Here is a 20,656-nt window from a genome sequence, read left to right as displayed (position 1 = left end):
CGACACTCCTACGGGGAGCTCGGGCGATGGCGTCAGGAACCTTGGAAAGCGGCGACAGGGTTCACGCCTCGGCCAGGTTTTCCTTTTTCTCCAGCCATTCGATCATCAGCTCGCCCCATGCAATGTCGGCTTGCATCGCCCCTTTGGCCTTGGCCGAATCCCGGTCGCGCAAGGCCTCCAGTACTTCGAAATGCTTGTGCTTGGAGCTGGCGAGTTCTCGCTTGGGCACTTCTGCGTGGAAACGGCTCAACAGGGGTCCCATGATGACCCACATGTTCTCCAGGGTTTTGGCCACGACGGGCATACGCGCAGCCGAGATCAACCCAAAGTGGAATTCCCTGTTGAGCAATGCGGCTTGCTTATAGTCGACAGAAACCGCCTTCTGGAAAGCATCCTGAATGGCTTGCAGTTTCTCCAGTTCCGGCTGGGTTACCCGAAGGGCTGCCATGCCCGCGGCCTCGCCTTCCAGCAGATGTCGGATCAACTGGATTTCCCGCAACTGGCTGACCGTCAGCTCAGGGACATAAATGGACGTCGCGGCCTTCATGTCCAGAGCGTGGTCGCTGACCAGGCGGAAAATCGCTTCACGCACAGGGGTGATCGACACGCCGAACTCTTCGGCCAGGGCGCTGATCCGCAAACGGTCCCCGGGTTGGTACTGCCCATCCATCAGCGCGGTGCGGATGATGGCGTAGACCCGTTCGCTCAAGTTGCCTTTATCGATGGGCTTATGCACGGTCACAGTTACTCGGTCTCCACTGTCAGTAAGGTTGTGCCCACCTGCCGGATAGATACAACGGCAGCCGGTGGCGACGATAACGCATCATACATCATGACCTTTTCATCGCCACTGCATTCGAGACGTAGTCTTGGTGTTGACGCATCGCAAGAACGAGGATATATCATGCATCATTACAAATTCACCAAGGAACAATTAAATGCCTATCAGCGGTAAAACACGGGTCGTCGTTCATTTGACTTACCCCGCCAAGCACCTGCGTACGCCTGAGTTTTTCAACCCACTGCTGGAGCGCCTAGGTTTTGACGGCGTGCTGGTGCCCTGGGAAGTCTCACCGCAAAACCTCGCCACGGCGTGGGAAGGATTGCGCGGAATAGAAAATCTGGCGGGGGTGATCGTCACCGTTCCGCACAAGCTGGAGGTGGCGAAATTGTGTGATGAGCTCAAAGGCACAGCCAGCCTGCTTAATGTGTGTAACGTTGCCAAACGCTTGCCTGATGGGCGCTTCAGCGGGCGCATGTTCGATGGCGACGGCTTCGTTGCCGGCCTGAAAAAAGAGGGCCATTACCTGAACAACAAACGGGTGTTGTTGCTCGGTGCGGGCGGCGCGGCCACCGGCATCGCCCATGCGTTGCTGGCCGAAGAGATCCGGGAATTGGTGATCAGCAATCGTACGCCGGCCAAGGCCGAAGAGCTGGTCGACGAACTTCGCCGAATTTTTCCTGCTCGCCAGATCAATGCCGGTCCCGCCGATGGCAGCGGTTTCGACGTGGTGATCAATGGCACCGCGTTGGGACTTAAAGCCGATGATCCCTTGCCCCTGGCGGTCGATACCCTGGCCCCGGGTACGGTGGTCGGCGAAGTAGTGATGAATCCGGATATCACACCCTTGCTCAGTGCCGCCGCCGAACGCGGCTGCGTGATTCACAAAGGTGCGCACATGATCACCGGCCAGATTGATTTGCTGGCCGAGTTTCTGTTTGCCCAATGCGGCACTTGATTCGCCTTTGACCAACCTGGAGAAAACACCATGAAAAAAACAGCCATCGTCACCGGCGGCGGTTCGGGCATCGGCCTGGCCACCGCACAACGCTTGCTCGCTGACGGCTATGAAGTGTTCACCGTCGGCCTCGGTGAACCCGAGCAACACGTGGAAGGCATTTACTACCAAGAACTGGATGTGACCTGCGATGAAGCGGTGAACGACTTCTTCAGTCGGTTCGAGCGCGTCGATGCCATCGTCAACGCCGCCGGAATCATCGATCACAACCGCGAGTGGGAGCTTGAAGGTTTCAGTCGGATCATGGACGTCAATCTGACAGCCGTGTTGCGCATCACCAATGCCGCCCTGCCCGGCCTGAAAGCTGCGCGCGGCGCGGTGGTGAATTTCGCTTCGATGTGGGGCATCTTCGGCTCGGCCAAGACCCCGGCGTACGCATCGAGCAAAGCCGCCATCAGCGAGTTGACGCGTTGCATGGCCGTGGCCTGGGCCACCGATGGCGTACGCGCCAATGCCGTGGCACCGGGCTGGATCCTGACCAACCTGTCGCGCCGCGCATTTGAAGACCCGGTGCGCTCGGAAGGCATCATGGCGCGAATTCCCATGAAAGCCTGGGGCGCTCCCGAGGACGTGGCCAACGTGATCGCCTTCCTGGTCTCGGACAACGCGCGGTACGTCACCGGCACCACGTTGCCGGTAGACGGCGGATATTCGATCGCCTGAGGTCAATTCGTCGATTGAGCGCTTGACCGCAAAAAAACATGATATATCATGCATCACAACAAAATCGAGCACTCGGCAACCTGCCGCCGATGCCTCGAATAACAATAAGCAGTGAAGTGAGGTACAGAATGAATCTGGTTTTCGGTTCTCCCGGAAGATACGTCCAAGGCACTGAAGTGCTCGCTCAGGCGGGGACGTATCTGGCGCATTGCGGTCGCAAGGCCTTGGTGGTCATCGACAGCTATGTATTGGGTTTGATCAGGTCGCGACTCAATGACACCTGCGCCCAGGCAGACGTCGAGTTGCACTACATCACCTTCGATGGCGAGATCACCGCAGACGGCATCGCCAAGTTGAGAAGCGCCGCCGCTGCCATCGAGTTCGACATGATCCTGGCTGTTGGTGGCGGCAAGTGCATCGACGCCGGCAAAGCCCTTGCCCACAGATCGGGCCGTGCACTCATCACCATGCCCACCGTGGCCTCCAACGATGCGCCAACCTCAAAAAACTACGTGGTCTACGACGCCCATCATCAATTGAGCGAAGTCGGCCACCTGCTGTGCAGCCCCCGCTATGTGCTGGTCGATACCGGCCTGATCGCCCAGGCGCCCCGTCAGTTTCTGCTGGCCGGTATCGCTGATGCCCTGACCAAGAAATTCGAAGCCGAGCAGTGCTTCAGTTCGGCTGGCGTAAACATGTTCGGCGCACGCCCGGCGCTGTCTGGGCTGGTGCTGGCGCGCGAGTGTTATCAGGTGATTCGTCAATACGCAGAACCGGCACTGGCCCAAGCCGGCAGCGGCCAGGTGACACCGGCCTTCGATTACTTGATTGAGGCCGTACTGCTGATGAGCGGCCTGGGATTCGAAAGCGGCGGCCTGTCCATCGCCCACGCCATGACCCGCGGCCTGTCGAAAATCCCCGGCGCGCAGCAACAGGTCCACGGCTGGCAAGTGGCGTACGGCTTGCTGGTGCAGCTGGTTCTGGAGGATCGCGACGCCGAACTCATGGGCGACATGTTGAGCTTCTATCAACGCATCGGCCTGCCTCGCAACCTGGCCGAACTGGGCGTATCGAGCATCGATGACGCGCTGCTGATGCAAGTGGCCGAGCCCACGCTCAAAGCGCCACACGCGCGCAACTTCGTCTCGGTCTCGGGCGGCCCGCTGACCTGCGACGAGTTGATCGGTGCCATGCGCGCCCTGGAAGGCCGGAGCCACTGACCGCGCACCGAAAACCCGTTGAACCCGCAACCACCCGGTTGAAGTTCAACCCGCACCACTGAGATTCAACTTCAGCAAATTCATGCCTGTGATTGGAGGTAGAGATGTCTACACCCCGCAAAACGCTCGAACAGTGGAAAGCCAGCAATTTTGTGCCTTCTGCCGAGACCGTCAAGAAGCTCAAGGACCGGGCGAAATTCGTTCGCCTTGAAACGATCCGCCTGATCGAAATCGCCAAGACCGGCCACTACACCTCGGTGTTTTCAGCCGCCGAACTGTTCTCGGCGCTGTACTACGACGTGATGACGATCCGTCCCGAAGAGCCGAAATGGCCGGGCCGCGACCGCTTCCTGATGGGCAAGGGCCACGCCGCCGTAGGTCAGTTCCCGATCTTGGCTGACCTGGGGGTGTTCCCCAAGGAGTGGCTCGATGAGTACACCCGCCTGGGCAGCCCTTTGGGCGATCACCCTGACATGCGCAAAGTGCCCGGCATCGACTTCTCCTCCGGCTCCATCGGCCACGCCCTCTCCGGTGGCCTGGGCATGTGCCTGGCCCAGCGCTTCACGGGCGAAGTCTATGACGTGTTCGTCATGCTTGGAGACGGCGAAATGCAGGAAGGCCAGGTCTGGGAAGCGGCCATGAGTGCGGCCCACCACAACGCCAAACATTTGATCGCGATTGTCGACCGCAACGGCTTCCAGCTCGACGGCCAGGTGGACGACGTGATCGGCATCGAACCGCTGGACGAAAAATGGCGGGCATTCGGCTGGGAAGTGCATGTGATCGACGGGCACAACATCGCCGAAGTGACCGAAACCCTGCGCCGGGTGAAGGCCGACGAACGCCGTGAGAAACCGGTCTGCATCATCGCCAAGACCGTCAAGGGCAAAGGCGTTTCCTACATGGAGACCGAGCCAGGCTGGCACCTTGGTTACCTCGACCCGGAAGACGCTAAACGCGCTATCGCTGAAATTGAAGCCATGGAGATCTGAACATGAACGCCCCTCTTTCCCCCAATTCCTGGCAGTACCGTGGCCTCAACGCACTCAACCCGGGCCTGTCGTACCTGTCTGATGCACTGATTGAACTGACCCAGGCCGGTTACCCAGTGATGGCCGGTTCGGCTGACTTGCAGTACTCCAACGGCCTGAACAAATTTGCCAGCCAGTACCCCGAGCGTTACCTGCAGTTCGGTATCTCCGAACAAAACATGGTCACCGCCGCAGCCGGCCTGGCTACCTGTGGTGTGATGCCGTTCGTGGCGACCTTCGCTTCGTTCCTCGGCCTGTTGTGCTGCGAGCAAATCCGCATGGACGTCGCGTATTCGGCGCAACCAGTGCGTCTGATCGGGCACCACACCGGCATTTCACTGGGCTTCTACGGCACCTCACACCATGCCACCGAAGACATCGCCACCATGCGTTCGATTGCCGATCTGGCCGTCGTTTCGCCGGCAGATGGTGCGCAACTGGTCGCTGCCATCAAGGCCTCCGCCACCTACGACAAACCGGTGTATTTCCGCATTGGTCGCGGTCGCGACCCGATCGTTTACGAGGACGGTGTGGTCTTCGAATTCGGCAAGGCCCATGAGCATATCGAGGGTGAAGAACTGACCATCATCGCCTGCGGCATCACCGTGCATGCGGCCCTGGCCGCCGCTCGCAAAATGAACGCCGAAGGACGATCCGTGGGGGTGATCGACATGGCGTCGATCAAGCCGATCGACCGTGACGCCATCCTGCGCGCTGCTGCTCGCAGCAAACGCATGATGACCGTAGAGGAGCACAACGTCCTCGGTGGTCTCGGCGCTGCGGTAGCCGAAGTGCTGTCGGACGAAGGCGTCGGCGTCAAGCTCAAGCGCCACGGCATCTACGACGAATACAGTTTGATCGCACCGCCGACACACTTGTACGAACACTACAAGCTCGATGCCGCCGGCATCGAAGAAGTCGCGTTGGCGCACATTAACGCCTGAGATCCACCCTGCCACTGTGGGAACAAGCTTGCTCGCGAGAGTGATATGTCAGTCGACATCAATGCTGAATGTCCGGGCGTTTTCGCGGGCAAGCCGGATCGCCGTATTCGTTCCTAGAGGGGATTTTTGCTGGATGGGAGATCTCGTTTTTCAGCAAGCCCTATGCAACCCATCGTGACTCACCACATACCGTGGTTCATGAAACATCTCGGAGCCAACAATGAATAATATTACCGAGACCATACCCGACGTTTCGATCGGGCAGGCCAAAACAACCCGTACAACACTGCGCAGAAAGTCATTGATGGCCACCGGCGTGGGAAACTTGCTTGAGTGGTTCGACTGGACGATCTACACCGTCGCATCGGTCTACATCGCCGCGGCACTCTTCGATAAAAGCAATGCCACCTCTGCCCTGCTCAATACCCTGGCCGTGTTTGCAGCGGGTTTTCTGTTGAGGCCTCTCGGCGGCATCTGCTTCGGCATCCTCGCCGATAAACTGGGGCGGCGCACGGTGCTAATGAGCACTATGCTGCTGATGGCCAGTGCCAGCCTGCTGATTGCCTTTATTCCCTCCTATGACGCCATCGGCAGCTGGGCTTCGGCGCTTCTGTTGCTGGCCCGACTGGCGCAAGGTTTTGCCCATGGCGGCGAGACCACCACCTCCTATGCCTACATCGCCGAAATCGCCCCGCCGAAACATCGGGGTCTGTGGTCAAGTACCGTGTTTATCGCCGTTGGTTGCGGATCGTTACTGGCGACGTTTTACATGGCGCTGCTGACGTCACTGCTGTCCGTCAGTGAAATGCAGGAATGGGGCTGGCGCATCCCGTTCGCCTCCGGTGGTCTGTTGGCCGTCTTCGCGTTGTGGTTGCGCCGCAACATGATGGAAAGTGAGCACAGCCCAAGCGCCGCGGGTGTCTCACCCGAGTCGGCCTGGAGTCGCGGTAAAATTATTCAACATGGCATTCGGTTGTTTCTCTATGAAGCCGGTGCCACGTTGACCTACTACACCTGGGTCACGTCGGCGTCGATCTACGCCATCAGCATCAAAGGCATGGACCCGCGCAGTGCATTCACCATGAGCTGCATTGCACAGGTCATCTACCTGGTGTTCCTGCCGATCTCGGGCTGGCTCTCCGATCAGTGGGGACGCAAGATTTCCGCGCTTATCTCGTTGCTAGGTATTGCTGCCACGCTGTTCCCGCTGTGGAGCCTGATTTCCAGTGAGCCGTGGACCTTGATGGTGGCGCAAACCGCAGGCTTGTTGTTGGTGGGCTTCATCACCGGTTGCAAACCGGCGTCGATCTCCGAACAGATCCCGACCCGCTATCGCACCCGTATGTTCGGGGTCTGCATTTCTCTGGGTGTCGCAGTGTTCGGTGGTACAGCCTCGTACCTGACAACCTGGCTGTACTCGGAAAACATTGGCTGGATGTTCAACATCTATCTGATCGTAGTCGCCATCATCGCCAGTGCCGTGGTTCTGATGTGGAAGAACAACCACGGTATGCCAATCGACAAAATCTGAACTACCTCGGTCACTTCATAAAAAAGCCCGTCCCGAATGCACCCTTTGGTCTTTGGAATGGGCTTGCCTGTCTACCCCGACCGCCCAACACGCAACGATCATTGCCGGCACCCGCTACTGCGGGGGCCCCCGTTCATCCACTCCCAACTTCAAACTACAAAAAAAGGGTCGATACAAATGAAAGGAAATAAAGCGGCTGTCACTTTCGCACTGGGTGCTATTGCACTAACCACCCAGGCACACGCGGACTTCCTCAGTGACAGCAAAGCCAACCTGGGCCTGAAAAATTTCTACTTCGACAACGACAACCGCGACGGCACCGCCGCTCCTTCGAAAACCGAAGAATGGGCGCAGGGTTTCATGCTCGACTACAAGTCGGGCTACACCGACGGACAGCTCGGTTTTGGCTTCGACGCGCTGGGACTGCTCGGCGTGACGCTGGACAGTGGCAAGGGGCGCCACGTCGGCAGCAGCATGATTCCGTCAGACAGCGACAACAACGCCGTGGATGAGTGGAGCCGCCTGGGCCTGACCGGTAAAGCCAGAATTTCGAAAACCGAACTGCGCCTGGGCACGTTGCTGCCGAAGCTGCCGATCCTGGTCGCGAACGACGGCCGCCTGCTGCCGCAAACCTTCGAAGGCGGCCAGTTGAGCTCTGGCGAGTTCAAGGACCTGACCCTGGTCGGTGGGCGGATCGAACACGCCACCGGTCGGGGCTCCAGCGATCAAACCGGCTTGGCGGCCTTGGGTGGTGCGCGCGAGAGCAACCAGTTCGACTTCGCCGGTGGCGACTGGAAAGTCACCAAGGACCTGACCGCGCAGTATTACTACGCCCACCTGGACGACTATTACTCGCAGCAGTTTTTCGGCCTGATTCACGTATGGCCGATCGCGGACGGTCAATCGCTGAAAACCGACCTGCGCTACTTCAAGACGGATTCGTCAGGTGAAAACAGCGACGGCACGTCGGGGTACCGGATCAGCGGCTACACCCAAGGCAATGATGGCGAGATCGACAACCAGACCTGGAGCGCCGCGCTGATTTACACCCTGGGTGGCCACGCCGTCACCGCTGGTTACCAAAGCGTGTCCAGCGGCAGTAACTTCACTCAGCTCAATCAAGGCGCGCTGCCGGACAAAGGCGCTGGCGGCTCCAGTCTGTACCTGTACACCGACCGCCTGATTCAATCCTTCACTCGTGCAGGCGAACGCACCGCGTTCGGTCAGTATGCCTATGACTTCGTCGCCCTCGGCGTGCCGGGCCTGAAAGCCTCGGTCATGTACCTCAGCGGCGACAACATCAAGACCACAAGCGGCTCGAACCAGAAGGAGTGGGAGCGAGACATCAGTCTCGACTACGCATTGCAGTCCGGTCCGCTCAAGGGGCTTGGGTTTGGCTGGCGTAACGGCAAATCAAACAGCGAGGCGGCGCGAAACCAGGAGCAGAATCGCTTGATCGTGAGCTATAGCATACCGCTGCTATAACCACTCGATTTCACGATATCGCGCGCACTTCGAGGACGCTAGCCTGGCCCTGTTACCTCAGCGCTGACACAGAGTCAGCGCTTTTTTTGTAATCGTGATCTATGTATTTCGCTGTGGCTTCCAACAGCACTGCCAGAGCCGCCATCGAAACTCAACGATGCGAGCACCCACTGAGTGGCGGACACTTTAGAGGCGAACAAACAATGAGAGGACGGCCGGGGGAAAGATCAGCGTCGGCTAGGCGATTAAAAATCCGGTGTCTGCAATTTCAGCTATAGGTTGAATCCACAGTCAATTGCTGCTCTTCTCGACAGGCAGTAATCGGCTGGAGCGGTCATTCCAGTCCTGTTTGCGCGAAACCTTGGAATTGGTCAACACGCCCTCATAACAATGGCTATACACAACGTCCCCGAGAGGAAGGACAGACCATGACCACACAAACCGAAACTGCCATTCTCGCCGGCGGCTGCTTCTGGGGCATGCAGGATCTGCTGCGGCGCTATCCCGGTGTGCTGCACACGCGGGTCGGTTATACCGGCGGCGACGTGCCGAATGCCACCTACCGCAACCATGGCAACCACGCCGAAGCCATCGAGATCGTCTTCGACCCTGCCGTGATCAGCTACCGGCAGATCCTTGAGTTCTTCTTCCAGATACACGACCCCAGCACGCCCAACCGTCAGGGTAATGACCTGGGCCCCAGCTATCGTTCGGCGATCTACTACCTCAACGAACAGCAACGCGACATTGCCGAGGATACCGCTGCCGATGTCGATGCTTCACACCTGTGGCCAGGCCGAGTAGTCACCGAAATCGAACCGGCGGGGCCTTTTTGGGAAGCGGAACCAGAGCACCAGGATTACCTCGAACGTATACCGAATGGCTACACATGCCACTTCATCCGCCCGAACTGGAAGCTCCCCAAGCGCGCCTGAAAGTCGAGTTTGTGAGGCGCGGAGGTGACCGCTTCTGGCCGAGGCTGTGTAAAAACGTTTTTGAGCGCGACAGGTACTCAAAATCGGACTGGAAATCGCGTTTCTACGCGAAATCCACATCTGCTGACGTGCCGATAAATTTCAGATTTAACGTAGATGCGCATACTTCAATTTTGGTGAAGCGTTTTTACACACTCTGGGCCAAAAGCAGTCGTTGGAAAATTCTATGGGTCCAACAATTTTTCCCACCACTGCTAGGCTTTCCAACTGTTCCGCGTTAGCCGCCTTCGTGCTAGCTGTGCTCCATGGTAAGGCGATTCAAGCCAAGTCGGGCTTCAGTCGCGATACCCTGGACGCGGTAGTCGACCAAGCCTTGTAGACCTGGCCATCAAAATTGGCCGTTCCGTTCCGTTTCGCTTCATTGTCACGCTTCTGGATAGTTGCCAGCAAAATGGGGAACCACATACTCACCCAGCTCCTGAACGACTTCGTGCGCAGGGCGGCGACCGTATTTGAGATTCAAGCCGACATGGTTGACCCCGATCTCTCTCAACGTTTGCAGGTAATGGATCAGGAAGCGATGCCCTGACCTGAACCCGAGATGAATAGGCGTGCGTGCTTCTTCCGGATCTGGCGAGAGATCAACATAAAGTGACTGCGAGAATGGCTTGAAACCTTGAGTCAACGACCGCCATTTTTGAATCGTCACTGCCTGTTGCACCACGTCCTGCGGATAGTAGAGCCAACCGTCAGCATGACTGGCGATCCACTCCAGCGATTGACGCGAGTGTCCCGTCACCATAACGGGGATGGTGCCCAGTAGAGGCTTGGGTAGCAGGTCTGCGACGGACAGTTCTACCCTCGAAGTGGAGATCCTTGGCGACTCTTCGCTCCATACACGGCGCATCACCGCCAATGCTTCCTGAAACAATTCCTGGCGTTTTTCGAGAGAGGCGTTGAAGGCCGAGAACTCGGTTGGCCGGTCCCCTGTCGCAAGACCAAGCACGAGGCGCTGCCCCGACAGCCTGTCTACCGAAGCTGCTGCCTTGGCGAGATGCAAGGGATGACGCAAGGTTGAAACGATGCTGCCCGTCGCGAGCGCGATACGGGTAGTCTGCGCCGCCACATACCCCATGAATACCCATGGGTCATAAATGTGGCCCACATCACCGAACGAAGGAACATTCAGAGGAACATCCCTGAAATACACGGCCGAAAATCCGTAGCGTTCCGCCAACTGCGCGGTACTGATCTGTCGCGCTACATCCATCTCCGGGATAGCCCCTGCGTAGGACTCAATCGCGAAGTAAAGCCCAAGAGTCAGGTGCCCCTCGCGGTACATGGCCGAGTATCCGCGGTGATCTTTGAAGTCATGCATGATTGACGATTGATCCAAGTGAAGAAGTGCCGGCACGCATCATCCTGGCCAAGCCTGGTTAGGCAGAAGCTGATTACATACGCCGTGTATGCCGACAAAAATACAACATACAACCCGTATGTCAATCGACAGATTTGCCCCTTCACCACAAAAATCCCCCCGCTGCTCAATCGATTTCTACAAAAACTCAGCCTTCCAACGCTCCAGGATTTACACAAAAACAAACGGTATGCATGCCACTTGACGTGCGCAACGTATGTTAAATAGCATAACTAACATACGACGCGTATGAAAAGTCTTGCCACACGGACAGCCATACCTCCGTCACCCGCAGAAAAGTTCCTACACCACGCAAGCCAACAGGAGTATTTATGATCGACAGTCTCGCTGGGTACCAGTCGCCCTCCATGATTTCCGACACCGCGACCCGGGAATCCCTCAATGCCTTTATCACGAAAATCCTGCTGGGCTTTTCCACGCCTGGCTCGGACGTCGCCAAGTACTTCGCCGATCCGGACGTCGCGATCGCCGGCTCAGGCTTGGACGAGTTCTTCATGGGGACCGAAGCGGTACAAAATGGCGTGACGTGGGTGACCACCCTGAACATCCGATGGGAACCACGACTGGTGGTGTCCTGGATGCGCGATGACATTGCCTGGGCGCAGATCCGCATCGACGGCCACACGATTGAAAACGCTGAGCCAACGGTCGTCCAGTACGTTGCGACCGGGGTATTCCAGCGCAAGGGCGACGGCTGGACCTGGTTGTACTGGGGTGGCGGCGAACCGCAAAAAGTAGCTCGGCTGTAATCAGACACTGCCGCAAGTTCGACCAGATCCGAGGCCGTTAGCTCCAAACATTCCTTTGTAGATCGACGACAACGGTGGTCAACAAACGAGTGGATTGCCGCCAACGGCCAAGGTTCGTCATCCCCCCCAACCCAGCCTGTTTACCCAACCTCGATTTCCCGTCCCCTGCCCACCATCGGGATTGCACCGGAGGCCCAGATGCCTTTTTTCAGAACCTATGCCTTTCATCTCGACGATGCTTCGCTCGAGAAGTATTGCCGACCCGCGTTTTTTTTGCCTGCGATACGTTGATGCAGGAAGAGGTCGACGAGCCTGGCGTCCCCCACGCCAATGAAACCTGCGAACAAGATCTGCAAACGCTGAAGTCTTCAGCGAACCATCAGCCTTCTCCATTTCATCTGGAGAGCGGCTGATGGCCTTTGCCAGCTACTCCATCTAACGCCCTCTAAACTTGGGCACTCTTTTCAGAGTGCCTTGGCCCAATCGCGCAACAAGTACTTCTGGATCTTGCCTGTCGATGTTTTCGGCAACTCGCTGAACACCACGGTTTTCGGCAATTTGAAGCCCGCCAGATGTTCACGACAGAACAGGATGATATCGGCTTCCCGGGTGTCCTGATAATCGACTTTGAGCTTGATGAAGGCGCAAGGGGTTTCGCCCCACTTTTCGTCCGGGCGGGCGACCACTGCGGCCTCCAGTACTGCCGGGTGACGATAGAGAACGTCTTCGACCTCGATGGTGGAAATGTTCTCGCCGCCCGAGATGATGATGTCTTTGAGGCGATCCTTGATTTCGACATAGCCGTCAGGGTGACGGACCGCCAGGTCGCCGGTATGGAACCAGCCGCCTTCGAACGCTTCACTTGTCGCTTTGGGGTTCTTCAAATAACCCTTCATGACCGTGTTCCCGCGCATGAAGATTTCGCCGACACTTGTGCCGTCCAAGGGGACCGGTTCAAGGGTTTGCGGATCGGCAACCATCAGCCCTTCCAGGGTCGGATAGCGTACGCCTTGGCGCGACTTGATCCTTGCACGCTCATACAGCGGTTGCTCGTCCCATTGCGCATGCCAGGCGCAAACGGTCACTGGGCCGTAAACCTCGGTCAGGCCATACACGTGAGTGACCTTGATGCCCATCTCCTCCACCGCGCCGATGACTTTGGCCGGTGGTGCCGCGCCTGCCAGCATGGCGTCGACCGGATGATCGAGGGTGACTTTGGCCGAGTCGGGCAAGTTGACCAGCCCATTAAGAACAATCGGTGCACCACACAGATGGCTGACCCGATGTTCGTGAATCAACGTGAGAATTTTGTACGGGTCGACACGGCGCAGGAACACGTGAGTCCCTGCCAACGCAGTCACCGTCCACGGATAGCACCAGCCGTTGCAATGGAACATCGGCAATGTCCACAGGTACACCGGGTGGTGACCCATGGCCCAAGTCATCTGATTGCCCAGTGAATTGAGATAGGCCCCGCGGTGGTGGTAGATGACGCCCTTTGGATTGCCCGTGGTGCCGGATGTGTAATTGAGCGAGATGGCTTGCCATTCATCCTCAGGCCATTGCCAGGCGAACTGCGGGTCGCCTTCAGCGAGGAAAGCTTCATAGTCTAGCGCGCTGACCGCGCAGCCTTCGCCGTACTCCGGGTCGTCCACATCGACCACCAGTGGCGGATGGGAGAGCAAGCTCAAGGCCTCACGAATGACCGCGTGGAACTCTCGATCGGTGATCAAGACCTTGGCTTCGCCGTGTTCAAGCATGAAGGCAATGGCTTGCGCGTCCAGGCGTACGTTCAGGGTATTGAGCACTGCGCCGATCATCGGCACGCCAAAGTGAACTTCAAGCATGGCGGGAATGTTGGGCAACATCACCGCCACTGTATCGCCCTTGCCGATACCCCACCGGCTCAGTGCACTGGCCAGGCGCCGGCAACGCTCATAAGTCTCTTGCCAGTTGCGCCGGATGGCGCCGTGGATCACAGCGGGATACTCACCGTAGACAGAGGCTGTGCGCTCGATAAAGCTCAGCGGAGAGAGGGCGATATGGTTGACTGCCGAGGGCGCCAGACCCGTTTCGAAAATCGACATGAGGTTTTCCTGTGGGGAGATCACCAGCCTGTTTTGCTGTGCTGGAAAACTCCAATGGCTTATTGTTAGCTCTGATCAGGTTTCAAAACGGCCCCGCCTGATCAGTGGGGCCGCTGCAACGTTGGAAACGCTTGGTTTAAGCAGTCTGTTGCTTGGTTTTGCGCAAGTGCGCTCGCCAGGTCATGGCCCAGTGTGCCGGGTCTTCCAGCGGTGCGCTCTTCAACCGGTGGATCGCCTGGTTGTGCGGCGAAGTCTTGACGATCTCCGGGTTCGAGTAGGCCTCGTCGGATATGTGTGCAAGCACCGCAATCCAGGTGTCCAGCGCCTCCTTGCCATACATCTCGCCCGGCTCGGGGGTAAACGGTTCTGGCACCAGCCATGGGTGATGGCTGCTCCACATCGGGTCAATACCGAAATCGCTCATGCGATTCTGCACGTCGTGGACGTCGACCCCGGTGTCTTCCTTGAGCTGCTCAAGACTGTAGCGGGTCATCTCCATCCGCGGGCTTGTGGCCTCAGGATGTGAGCGGGTCACGCCACGGATCGCCAGCAGGCCTTTTTCCATGTAGTTGTTGGCCAGGACCGAAATATCTGACGCCTCTGCCATCCCCTTTGCGCCCATGGAACGGGACCAGGCGTAGGCCTTAAGGATGACCGGAACGTTACCCCAGAACTCGCGGATCTTGCCGGAACTCTGCGGACGATCGTAATCAAGGCTGTAGCGTTCACCGTCAAAGGCCACCACCGGCGCCGGCAGGAACGGTGCAAGTTCTGCCGAACAACCATAGGCGCCCACTGCCGGGCCCCCTACTCCACTTTTCGGTGCGCCGAATGTCTTGTGCAGCATGAACATGCACGCATCGAAACCGAGCTCTCGCGCACGAATCTTGGTCATCGCGCCGTTGAAGTTGGCGTGGTCGTAGAAGCACAGACCGCCCGCTTCATGCACCACGCGCACCCACTCGCGAATTTCCGGGTTGTACACGCCCATGTCGTCGGGGTTGTTCACCATCAGCGCTGCCGTGCGGTTGGACACGGCGGCCTTGAGGGATTCGAGCGACGGGTAACCGTTCTCCTCGATCATCAGGGTGATGACCTTGAACCCGGCGGCAGCGGCAGTCGCGGCACTGCTGGGGTGAGTCTGGATCGTGGTGATGATTTCGTCACGCTGCTCCAGTTCGCCACGGGAAGCGTGGTAGGCACGGGTCACGGCGCAACTGGTGTACGCAGCGTCAGCACCGCCGCCTGCCTGGAAGATGAACTGATCCATCCCGGACAGCTCGCGCAAGATCGTGTCCATGCCATGCACCACTTGCAGCGCGCCTTGCAAGGTGTCCTCGTCCTGATACGGATGAACGTGAGTGATTTCCGGGCGCCAGGCCATCGCCTCGTTGATCTGCGCGTTGTACTTCATGGTGCACGTGCCGAACAGGCTGATGTTCATCATGCCCAGGGTCTGCTGCGACAGACGCAAGTAGTGATACAACACCTCGGGCTCGGACATTTCAGGCAACGCCGGTTTGCTTGAGCGCCGCATGTTCGCGGGAATCAAACCGTCTGCGCTGCCGACAGCCGCTTGCACGTCAGCCTCAACATCGGAAAAGATCACACCGCGACGGCCGGGATAGCCCATCTGCAGAATGACGGGTTCGCTCCAGACGGGAGCATGGTATTCCTTCAGTGTTGTGATCATTGTGCGATTACCTTTTTGAGTGCAGCGGTCAGACGCTGAACATCGGCTTGTGTGTGAACCTCGGTGACGCAGTACAGGGCGCTGGCCCCAAGCGCTGGAAAGTCCTGTGTCAAGTCTTTGCCGCCGAAGATCCCGAGCGCGAGCAACCGCTTGTTGATGTCCTTCACGCTCAGTCCAGTGGCGTCGAAATTCACCACGAATTCCTTGAAGAAACCGGAAGGGAATGTCACTTCCACGCCCGGAATTTCTCCCAGCAACTTCGCCGCATAGTGAGCACGTTGCAGGATGAGATTGCCCACATCCTCGAAGCCTTTTGGCCCCATCATCGCCATGTAAACGGCGTTGGCGATGGCCCACATGTAAACCGAGTGACCGGTCCAATCATTGCCCTTGTCACGCAAGCCGTAGGACGATTGTTCGAACAGGCTCAGGCCAAAACCGTATTCGCCGGGGTTGGTGGTTTCGGCGATGCTGATAAACAGCGTCGGGTATTGGTGGGCGTACAGTTCTTCGTCACGGGTCGCGATGAAGCCGCTGACGCCGCCACCACAGTTCATGTGCACACCCAGCGGTTGAGTGGTGCCCACCACGATGTCGGCGCCGAAATCAATCGGTGCGGCCAGCACGCCGAGGGAGATCGGATCGACGCCGACGATGACTTCGGCGCCCGCGGCATGAGCAATGGCGGCAATCTCCGCGCCTTGCTGTTCGATCACACCGAAATACGACGGTGTTTCGAAATAGACAGCAGCGGTTTTCGCGCCGATTGAGGCGCGCAGGTGATCAAGATCGAGCAAGCCGGTTTTCGGGTCAAAGTCGACGAGTCGCACGACGATATGGCCCGGCATTTCCACGGGTTCGCAATAATTGCGGATGATGGAAAGTCGCTCCGGATCGATGGCGCGGACTACCGCCACTTCGCTGCGTCCGGTAATGCGTGTTGCCATGCGAATGGCGTGGCCCGCAGCGCAGCCCCAACTGCGCACGGGCAGGCCGACCAGGTCCATGTTCAGCAACTCGCCGAGCTGGCTGCAGAACTCGAACCAGGCTTGATTGCGACCGTGGTCGGAGCTCGGCTCGCCAAAAACCGATGTCAGCCACTCGTTGCGGCGCACGACCTCGTCGCACGCTGCCGGAACGTGGTGCTGCCAACAGCCGGCACCCAGGAAGTTGAGGTTTTGCTCGCAAGTCTTGTTCTTCGACAGCGTGCTGACCAGGTGCCGACGCAGTTCGCTCTCGTTGAGAGCCGGGGGCAAATCAATCGGACGTTGCAGGCGGTGTTCATTGGGAATTTGCTGGAACAATTCCTCGATGCTGTCGACACCAATCGAGTCGAGCATCTCCTGTTTGAGTGCAGGAACAGAGTTCGCCATGTAGGGGTGGGCGACATGATTACTCATGGGGTTATCCTCGTTTTTTTCGGATGAAACAATTGATCAGGATCGAACCCTGAAGAAGACGGACCGGTCAGGTCCTGTGTGCACGCGTATATGGCCGCTGAGCATGGCGTCGACTTCGGCGTCACCGGTGTCGACGCGCAGGCAGCCGGTATCGAGGGAAAGGAGCTTGTCCATCGAGGTGATCACGATGATGTGGTCGCGCCCAGCCCGACGGATGACCTCGGCGCTGATTTGCTGATTGCCACGGCCGAACAAGCTGCCGTGACCGCCCAGAACGCCGACGATGATGCGGGTCTCGTGCCCTTCCATCAGGCGGATCAACTGGTGTTCATTGAGATCAGCGCCAACCAGCGCACCGTCCATGACCGCATCTACGCCAAGCAGCGTCGACGGCAGGCCGAGTTCGGTCATGACGCGCCGTGTCGTGGTGCCCGGCCCCAAGAGGTACAGGCAGCCGGGTTTCATCTCCCTGACAACCTGTCGGGACATGGCGTCGAGCGCCATGTTTTCGTTGGCCACGGAACCAGCCTTGGCGTTTTGCGTCAGGTGACGTTCGTGCGGGCTACGGGCGTAGCCATACAGCCGCGCCGACACCTGATCGCTGCGCATGGCAGCCTCATCGATGTCCATGACCTCGGCTTCGCGAAAGCGCACCGAGGGTTCGGCGGCAACGAAGCGTGCCGCAATATTTCCAGCGTTCTGCGGATTGGTACCGAACACGGCAGAATACATTTTCACGCCCGTCGGGATACCCAGGATGGGCACGCGATCGCCGACCATTTCCAGCACATCCCGCGCCGTGCCATCGCCCCCGGCGAAAAGAAGCAAATCGACCGAGGCGTACGCCATGACGAGCGCGGCATTTCGGGTGTCATCGGGCCGGCTCGCTCCCGGTGAAGATGTGTAGACGACAATCGGATCGAGGCCGGCGGCGAGCGCTACATCTTCGCCCAGTTCTCCAGAGCCGGTGATGAGTCGAAATGGAGTCGTCGAAGCCGCCAGACGCTTGAGCGCGAGCAAGGCCCGATCGCTTGAAACGGGTTGCGCACCACGGCGCCTTGCTTCCTGCAGAACCTCGGCACCGTCGGTGCCCTTTAACCCCACACGCCCGCCCATCCCGGCGACCGGGTTGACGATAAATCCCAGGGTTTTCCCCTGACCTACGGGGTGGAGTGAAATATCGGAATCGCGCTGTTCACGCATTGCTCGGTATCCTGTGCGAAATGGCGGGGCTCCAGAGCCTGAGAGCACACTGCTCAAGCTAATTGCATACGCCGCGTATGTAAGACACAATACGACATACGCGAAGTATGTCAACTTACATACGCTACGAATGTTAAATTCTTTATAGGGAACACGACCGATGGCGCAGAAGCGTGCGGACATGATTGCGGAGACTCGCGGCAAACTGACCAAGGCTGCGCGAGACGCATTTGCTGCGAAGGGATATGCGGAAAGTTCGATGGACGATTTCACCGCTCAAGCGGGTCTGACCCGGGGTGCGCTGTACCATCACTTTGGCGACAAAAAGGGTTTGCTACAGGCCGTCATCGCCCAGATCGATGGGGAAATGATGGAGCGTCTATCGGTGATTATCGAAGAGGCGAGCACAACTTGGGACGGCTTCATCGATGAATCCATCGCTTACATCAAGATGTCCCTGGAGCCGGAAATCCAGCGCATCGTGTTCCTCGACGGGCCAGCGGTGCTGGGCGACCCGTCGCAATGGCCGAGCCAGAACGCTTGCATCCGTAGCACTCAACGCAGCATTCAAAAGCTGATTGATGAAGGGACGATCCGCGTGGTCGACACCGAAGCGACGGCGCGCCTGATCATGGGTGCCCTGCTCGGTGCGTCCTTGTGGATTGCGCATGCTGAGGATCCCCATACGGCCTCTGAAAAAGCCGTCGAGAGTTTCCGGGCACTGGCTTCCGGGTTGCTGCTGACCAGCCACCCGGTGAATCAGTAACAAACAAGCGATAGACGACATAACGGTGCCGCATGATGCACAGGCAGGCTCAACACTTCGACGAAATCATCGAACACGCCGCGTCACTGCCGCACTGGTCGCAGCACTACGACAAACTGACACCCGGTGCTTTCCACGGTTACCTACAGGACGTGCAACTGAACGGCGTCCGATTGTTCCGTGAAACCCTGAGCAGCGGTGTCGCGCAGCACACTCACACGCCTGCCCAGTGCATAAACCTGCTACTGCCGGTGAACCTGCCGTGTAAGCCCGACGTTGTGCCGAATCGAAGCATCCTTGCCGACGGGCTGAACTTCCTGCCCTATGACGACGACTTCTTCTTTGTCACACCGCCGGACACTGACTACATCGTGGTATCCCTGGATTGCCAGGTACTTGAACAACTGTTGGTCGCCGAGGACGTCGAACTGTTCTACCGCCGACCCAGGGGGTACGGGATGAAGGTGCCCGTCGGGCGGTTGCAAGGTGCGCAGGTCGCCATGACGGGCCTACTTGATCAGCTCGAAACCCTTGATGAACTCAGTGATCAGGCCCTTCAGAACTACGTACTCACTACGCTGCTCGACTTGCTTGAGCCGCAAAGCCCAGTGCGATTACAGGGGCTGGGTGGGAAGCCACCAGCACATCGTCAATTACTGCCATGAGCGCGTGCTGCTGAGCCCTGCCGGGGAGTCGCTGTCGATCCTGGACTTGTGCCGGGAGCTGAAGATCCCCCGCCGCACGCTGCATTACAGCTTCGAAAAAATCGTCGGCAACTCGCCACTCACATATTTACGCGCCATTCGTTTAAACGCTGCCCAGCGAAGCCTTACCGAACACCCGGCCCCCAGCGTCGCCGATGTGGCGTACCGCTGGGGGTTCACCCATCAAAGCTATTTCAGCCAGGAGTACAAACGCCTGTTTGGGCATTCACCCTCGGCCCATCGGCGTTGATAGTCGGCGGAGGTTTGCGATGCATAACACGATCGGCCCACAGCAGAAGCAACGCCGACAGGCACATCAGTGCGCCACCCAAAATCTGGTCCAGTTGAGCACTCATAGTCCCGGCACCGTGCATGTGCGTCATCGAGTGACCGTGCATGGGGTACAAGGGAGGACTGAGCAGCAGCATTACACCGACCAGCACCTGCGGCAGCGCCACCGCCACCGCCAGGCTGAAGCTCCACTGCTTGCGCAAAGGAACATCAGCGCGCTGGCAATAACCCCCCATCACCCGGCATAACCACAACCCGCTCACGGCCATGGCCCATTTCATCAGCGCATACAGCGTGGCATCGTCCATCAATCGCTGATGCAGTTGAGGCAGCATCCATACGCCGCTCATTGCACCGAACGCGATCACCCCCCAAATGCGCACCGCCCTCCCTTCCCTCCTGAAACCTGCTTCGGTGGCCGGCTCCCGGGCGACGGCAAACAGTAAAAGGATCGGTGCCAGGTGATGAATCAAGGCGCTTTGCAGGCAGTGCAGCCAGACACTGTGGCGCGCAGCGGCGTCCAGCGCCGGCTGCATGCCCAGCAAAAACACCAGCGCAGCACCGCCCAGCAACAGCGGTTGACGCCTCCAGCCCTTAGGCCCGCCGCTCACCCAGCAAACAAATACGGCAATTGCCAATAACTCCAGCCAGGCCCAACTCGAAAATCCAGACATGACAACACCCTCGACCCAAGCGCAGAGCGCTTGGGCATTCATC

19 protein-coding genes are annotated in these 20,656 nt (G+C 58.4%); 12 read left to right on the top strand and 7 right to left on the bottom strand.

Translation table 11 applies throughout. From position 1 onward, the window contains the following. Positions 1 to 61: 61 nt before the first annotated feature. Complete coding sequence (locus WHX55_RS09615) at positions 62 to 742, bottom strand: GntR family transcriptional regulator (protein WP_353742467.1); 681 nt, start codon at positions 740 to 742, stop codon at positions 62 to 64. A gap of 196 nt (positions 743 to 938) precedes the next feature. Here WHX55_RS09615 and WHX55_RS09610 point away from each other — a divergent pair, with 196 nt between their 5' ends. From WHX55_RS09610 to msrA, 8 genes are all read left to right on the top strand, one after another. Beyond that, a complete protein-coding gene (locus WHX55_RS09610) occupies positions 939 to 1,739 on the top strand; it encodes a shikimate dehydrogenase (RefSeq protein WP_353742466.1) in 801 nt (266 codons plus the stop codon). Positions 1,740 to 1,769: 30 nt separating this feature from the next. After that, on the top strand, positions 1,770 to 2,462 hold the full coding sequence (locus WHX55_RS09605; protein WP_353742465.1) for an SDR family oxidoreductase: 693 nt from the start codon (positions 1,770 to 1,772) through the stop codon (positions 2,460 to 2,462). Between the two features lie 128 nt (positions 2,463 to 2,590). After that, positions 2,591 to 3,682 carry a glycerol dehydrogenase gene (locus tag WHX55_RS09600; RefSeq protein WP_353742464.1) on the top strand — a complete coding sequence of 364 codons (1,092 nt, stop codon included), beginning with the start codon at positions 2,591 to 2,593 and terminating at the stop codon, positions 3,680 to 3,682. 104 nt (positions 3,683 to 3,786) lie between these two features. After that, on the top strand, positions 3,787 to 4,674 hold the full coding sequence (locus tag WHX55_RS09595) for a transketolase (protein WP_277529050.1): 888 nt from the start codon (positions 3,787 to 3,789) through the stop codon (positions 4,672 to 4,674). A gap of 2 nt (positions 4,675 to 4,676) precedes the next feature. Continuing rightward, complete coding sequence (locus tag WHX55_RS09590) at positions 4,677 to 5,657, top strand: transketolase C-terminal domain-containing protein (protein WP_007977099.1); 981 nt, start codon at positions 4,677 to 4,679, stop codon at positions 5,655 to 5,657. Positions 5,658 to 5,877: 220 nt separating this feature from the next. Continuing rightward, positions 5,878 to 7,188: an MFS transporter gene (locus WHX55_RS09585; RefSeq protein WP_353742463.1), complete on the top strand. Its 1,311-nt coding sequence runs from the start codon at positions 5,878 to 5,880 to the stop codon at positions 7,186 to 7,188. A gap of 177 nt (positions 7,189 to 7,365) precedes the next feature. Further along, positions 7,366 to 8,673: an OprD family porin gene (locus WHX55_RS09580; RefSeq protein WP_353742462.1), complete on the top strand. Its 1,308-nt coding sequence runs from the start codon at positions 7,366 to 7,368 to the stop codon at positions 8,671 to 8,673. Between the two features lie 428 nt (positions 8,674 to 9,101). Beyond that, positions 9,102 to 9,608, top strand: a complete 507-nt coding sequence (gene msrA / locus WHX55_RS09575) for a peptide-methionine (S)-S-oxide reductase MsrA (RefSeq protein ID WP_353742461.1) — start codon at positions 9,102 to 9,104, stop codon at positions 9,606 to 9,608. A 424-nt stretch (positions 9,609 to 10,032) separates the two neighbouring features. On the opposite strand, the gene WHX55_RS09570 is transcribed toward msrA, so the two are convergent. Further along, entirely contained in the window at positions 10,033 to 10,986 is a 954-nt protein-coding gene (locus WHX55_RS09570; protein ID WP_223532825.1) for an LLM class oxidoreductase, read from the bottom strand. 371 nt (positions 10,987 to 11,357) lie between these two features. On the opposite strand from WHX55_RS09570, the gene WHX55_RS09565 reads away from it, so the two are divergent. Then, positions 11,358 to 11,795: a nuclear transport factor 2 family protein gene (locus WHX55_RS09565; RefSeq protein WP_223532803.1), complete on the top strand. Its 438-nt coding sequence runs from the start codon at positions 11,358 to 11,360 to the stop codon at positions 11,793 to 11,795. 464 nt (positions 11,796 to 12,259) lie between these two features. Here the strand turns inward: WHX55_RS09565 and WHX55_RS09560 are convergent, their stop codons facing one another. The 4 genes from WHX55_RS09560 to WHX55_RS09545 form a co-directional block, all read right to left on the bottom strand. After that, positions 12,260 to 13,882, bottom strand: coding sequence for an acyl-CoA synthetase (locus tag WHX55_RS09560; protein WP_223532801.1), 1,623 nt, complete (start codon positions 13,880 to 13,882; stop codon positions 12,260 to 12,262). A gap of 136 nt (positions 13,883 to 14,018) precedes the next feature. Continuing rightward, positions 14,019 to 15,575 (bottom strand): aminomethyl-transferring glycine dehydrogenase subunit GcvPB, encoded by a 1,557-nt coding sequence (gene gcvPB / locus WHX55_RS09555; RefSeq protein WP_223532799.1) that lies wholly within the window; start codon positions 15,573 to 15,575, stop codon positions 14,019 to 14,021. Next, positions 15,572 to 16,975, bottom strand: a complete 1,404-nt coding sequence (gene gcvPA / locus WHX55_RS09550; RefSeq protein WP_223532797.1) for an aminomethyl-transferring glycine dehydrogenase subunit GcvPA — start codon at positions 16,973 to 16,975, stop codon at positions 15,572 to 15,574. Before gcvPA ends, gcvPB begins: the two co-directional genes overlap by 4 nt. A gap of 36 nt (positions 16,976 to 17,011) precedes the next feature. Further along, positions 17,012 to 18,178, bottom strand: a complete 1,167-nt coding sequence (locus WHX55_RS09545; protein ID WP_223532795.1) for an ATP-NAD kinase family protein — start codon at positions 18,176 to 18,178, stop codon at positions 17,012 to 17,014. Positions 18,179 to 18,338: 160 nt separating this feature from the next. On the opposite strand from WHX55_RS09545, the gene WHX55_RS09540 reads away from it, so the two are divergent. Genes WHX55_RS09540 through WHX55_RS09530 form a run of 3 tightly spaced genes read left to right on the top strand, consistent with a single transcriptional unit; the run spans position 18,339 to position 19,898 of the window. After that, the gene (locus WHX55_RS09540) at positions 18,339 to 18,944 is read left to right on the top strand and encodes a TetR/AcrR family transcriptional regulator (RefSeq protein WP_223532793.1); all 606 of its coding nucleotides are present in this window, start codon (positions 18,339 to 18,341) and stop codon (positions 18,942 to 18,944) included. A gap of 32 nt (positions 18,945 to 18,976) precedes the next feature. Next, entirely contained in the window at positions 18,977 to 19,609 is a 633-nt protein-coding gene (locus WHX55_RS09535) for a hypothetical protein (protein ID WP_353742460.1), read from the top strand. Further along, on the top strand, positions 19,572 to 19,898 hold the full coding sequence (locus WHX55_RS09530) for a helix-turn-helix domain-containing protein (RefSeq protein WP_353742459.1): 327 nt from the start codon (positions 19,572 to 19,574) through the stop codon (positions 19,896 to 19,898). The genes WHX55_RS09535 and WHX55_RS09530 overlap by 38 nt, the downstream gene beginning before the upstream one ends. Here WHX55_RS09530 and WHX55_RS09525 read toward each other — a convergent pair. Continuing rightward, a complete protein-coding gene (locus WHX55_RS09525; protein WP_353742458.1) occupies positions 19,843 to 20,613 on the bottom strand; it encodes a cytochrome c oxidase assembly protein in 771 nt (256 codons plus the stop codon). The two genes, WHX55_RS09530 and WHX55_RS09525, sit on opposite strands and share 56 nt — an antisense overlap. Positions 20,614 to 20,656 lie beyond the last annotated feature (43 nt).

Source organism: Pseudomonas fluorescens, assembly GCF_040448305.1.
GTDB classification, from domain to species: domain Bacteria; phylum Pseudomonadota; class Gammaproteobacteria; order Pseudomonadales; family Pseudomonadaceae; genus Aquipseudomonas; species Aquipseudomonas fluorescens_BH.
The sequence above is the reverse complement of the archived record's forward strand: the minus strand, read 5'-3'. Positions and strand labels throughout refer to the sequence as shown.

Coding starts and splice junctions, on each gene's coding strand:
- WHX55_RS09595 (WP_277529050.1), top strand. CDS start 3,787: ATGTCTACACCCCGCAAAACGCTCGAACAGTGGAAAGCCAGCAATTTT.
- WHX55_RS09570 (WP_223532825.1), bottom strand. CDS start 10,986: ATGCATGACTTCAAAGATCACCGCGGATACTCGGCCATGTACCGCGAG.
- gcvPA (WP_223532797.1), bottom strand. CDS start 16,975: ATGAGTAATCATGTCGCCCACCCCTACATGGCGAACTCTGTTCCTGCA.
- WHX55_RS09560 (WP_223532801.1), bottom strand. CDS start 13,882: ATGTCGATTTTCGAAACGGGTCTGGCGCCCTCGGCAGTCAACCATATC.
- WHX55_RS09540 (WP_223532793.1), top strand. CDS start 18,339: ATGGCGCAGAAGCGTGCGGACATGATTGCGGAGACTCGCGGCAAACTG.
- WHX55_RS09590 (WP_007977099.1), top strand. CDS start 4,677: ATGAACGCCCCTCTTTCCCCCAATTCCTGGCAGTACCGTGGCCTCAAC.
- WHX55_RS09525 (WP_353742458.1), bottom strand. CDS start 20,613: ATGTCTGGATTTTCGAGTTGGGCCTGGCTGGAGTTATTGGCAATTGCC.
- WHX55_RS09545 (WP_223532795.1), bottom strand. CDS start 18,178: ATGCGTGAACAGCGCGATTCCGATATTTCACTCCACCCCGTAGGTCAG.
- WHX55_RS09535 (WP_353742460.1), top strand. CDS start 18,977: ATGATGCACAGGCAGGCTCAACACTTCGACGAAATCATCGAACACGCC.
- WHX55_RS09610 (WP_353742466.1), top strand. CDS start 939: ATGCCTATCAGCGGTAAAACACGGGTCGTCGTTCATTTGACTTACCCC.
- gcvPB (WP_223532799.1), bottom strand. CDS start 15,575: ATGATCACAACACTGAAGGAATACCATGCTCCCGTCTGGAGCGAACCC.
- WHX55_RS09580 (WP_353742462.1), top strand. CDS start 7,366: ATGAAAGGAAATAAAGCGGCTGTCACTTTCGCACTGGGTGCTATTGCA.
- WHX55_RS09565 (WP_223532803.1), top strand. CDS start 11,358: ATGATCGACAGTCTCGCTGGGTACCAGTCGCCCTCCATGATTTCCGAC.
- WHX55_RS09600 (WP_353742464.1), top strand. CDS start 2,591: ATGAATCTGGTTTTCGGTTCTCCCGGAAGATACGTCCAAGGCACTGAA.
- WHX55_RS09605 (WP_353742465.1), top strand. CDS start 1,770: ATGAAAAAAACAGCCATCGTCACCGGCGGCGGTTCGGGCATCGGCCTG.
- WHX55_RS09585 (WP_353742463.1), top strand. CDS start 5,878: ATGAATAATATTACCGAGACCATACCCGACGTTTCGATCGGGCAGGCC.
- msrA (WP_353742461.1), top strand. CDS start 9,102: ATGACCACACAAACCGAAACTGCCATTCTCGCCGGCGGCTGCTTCTGG.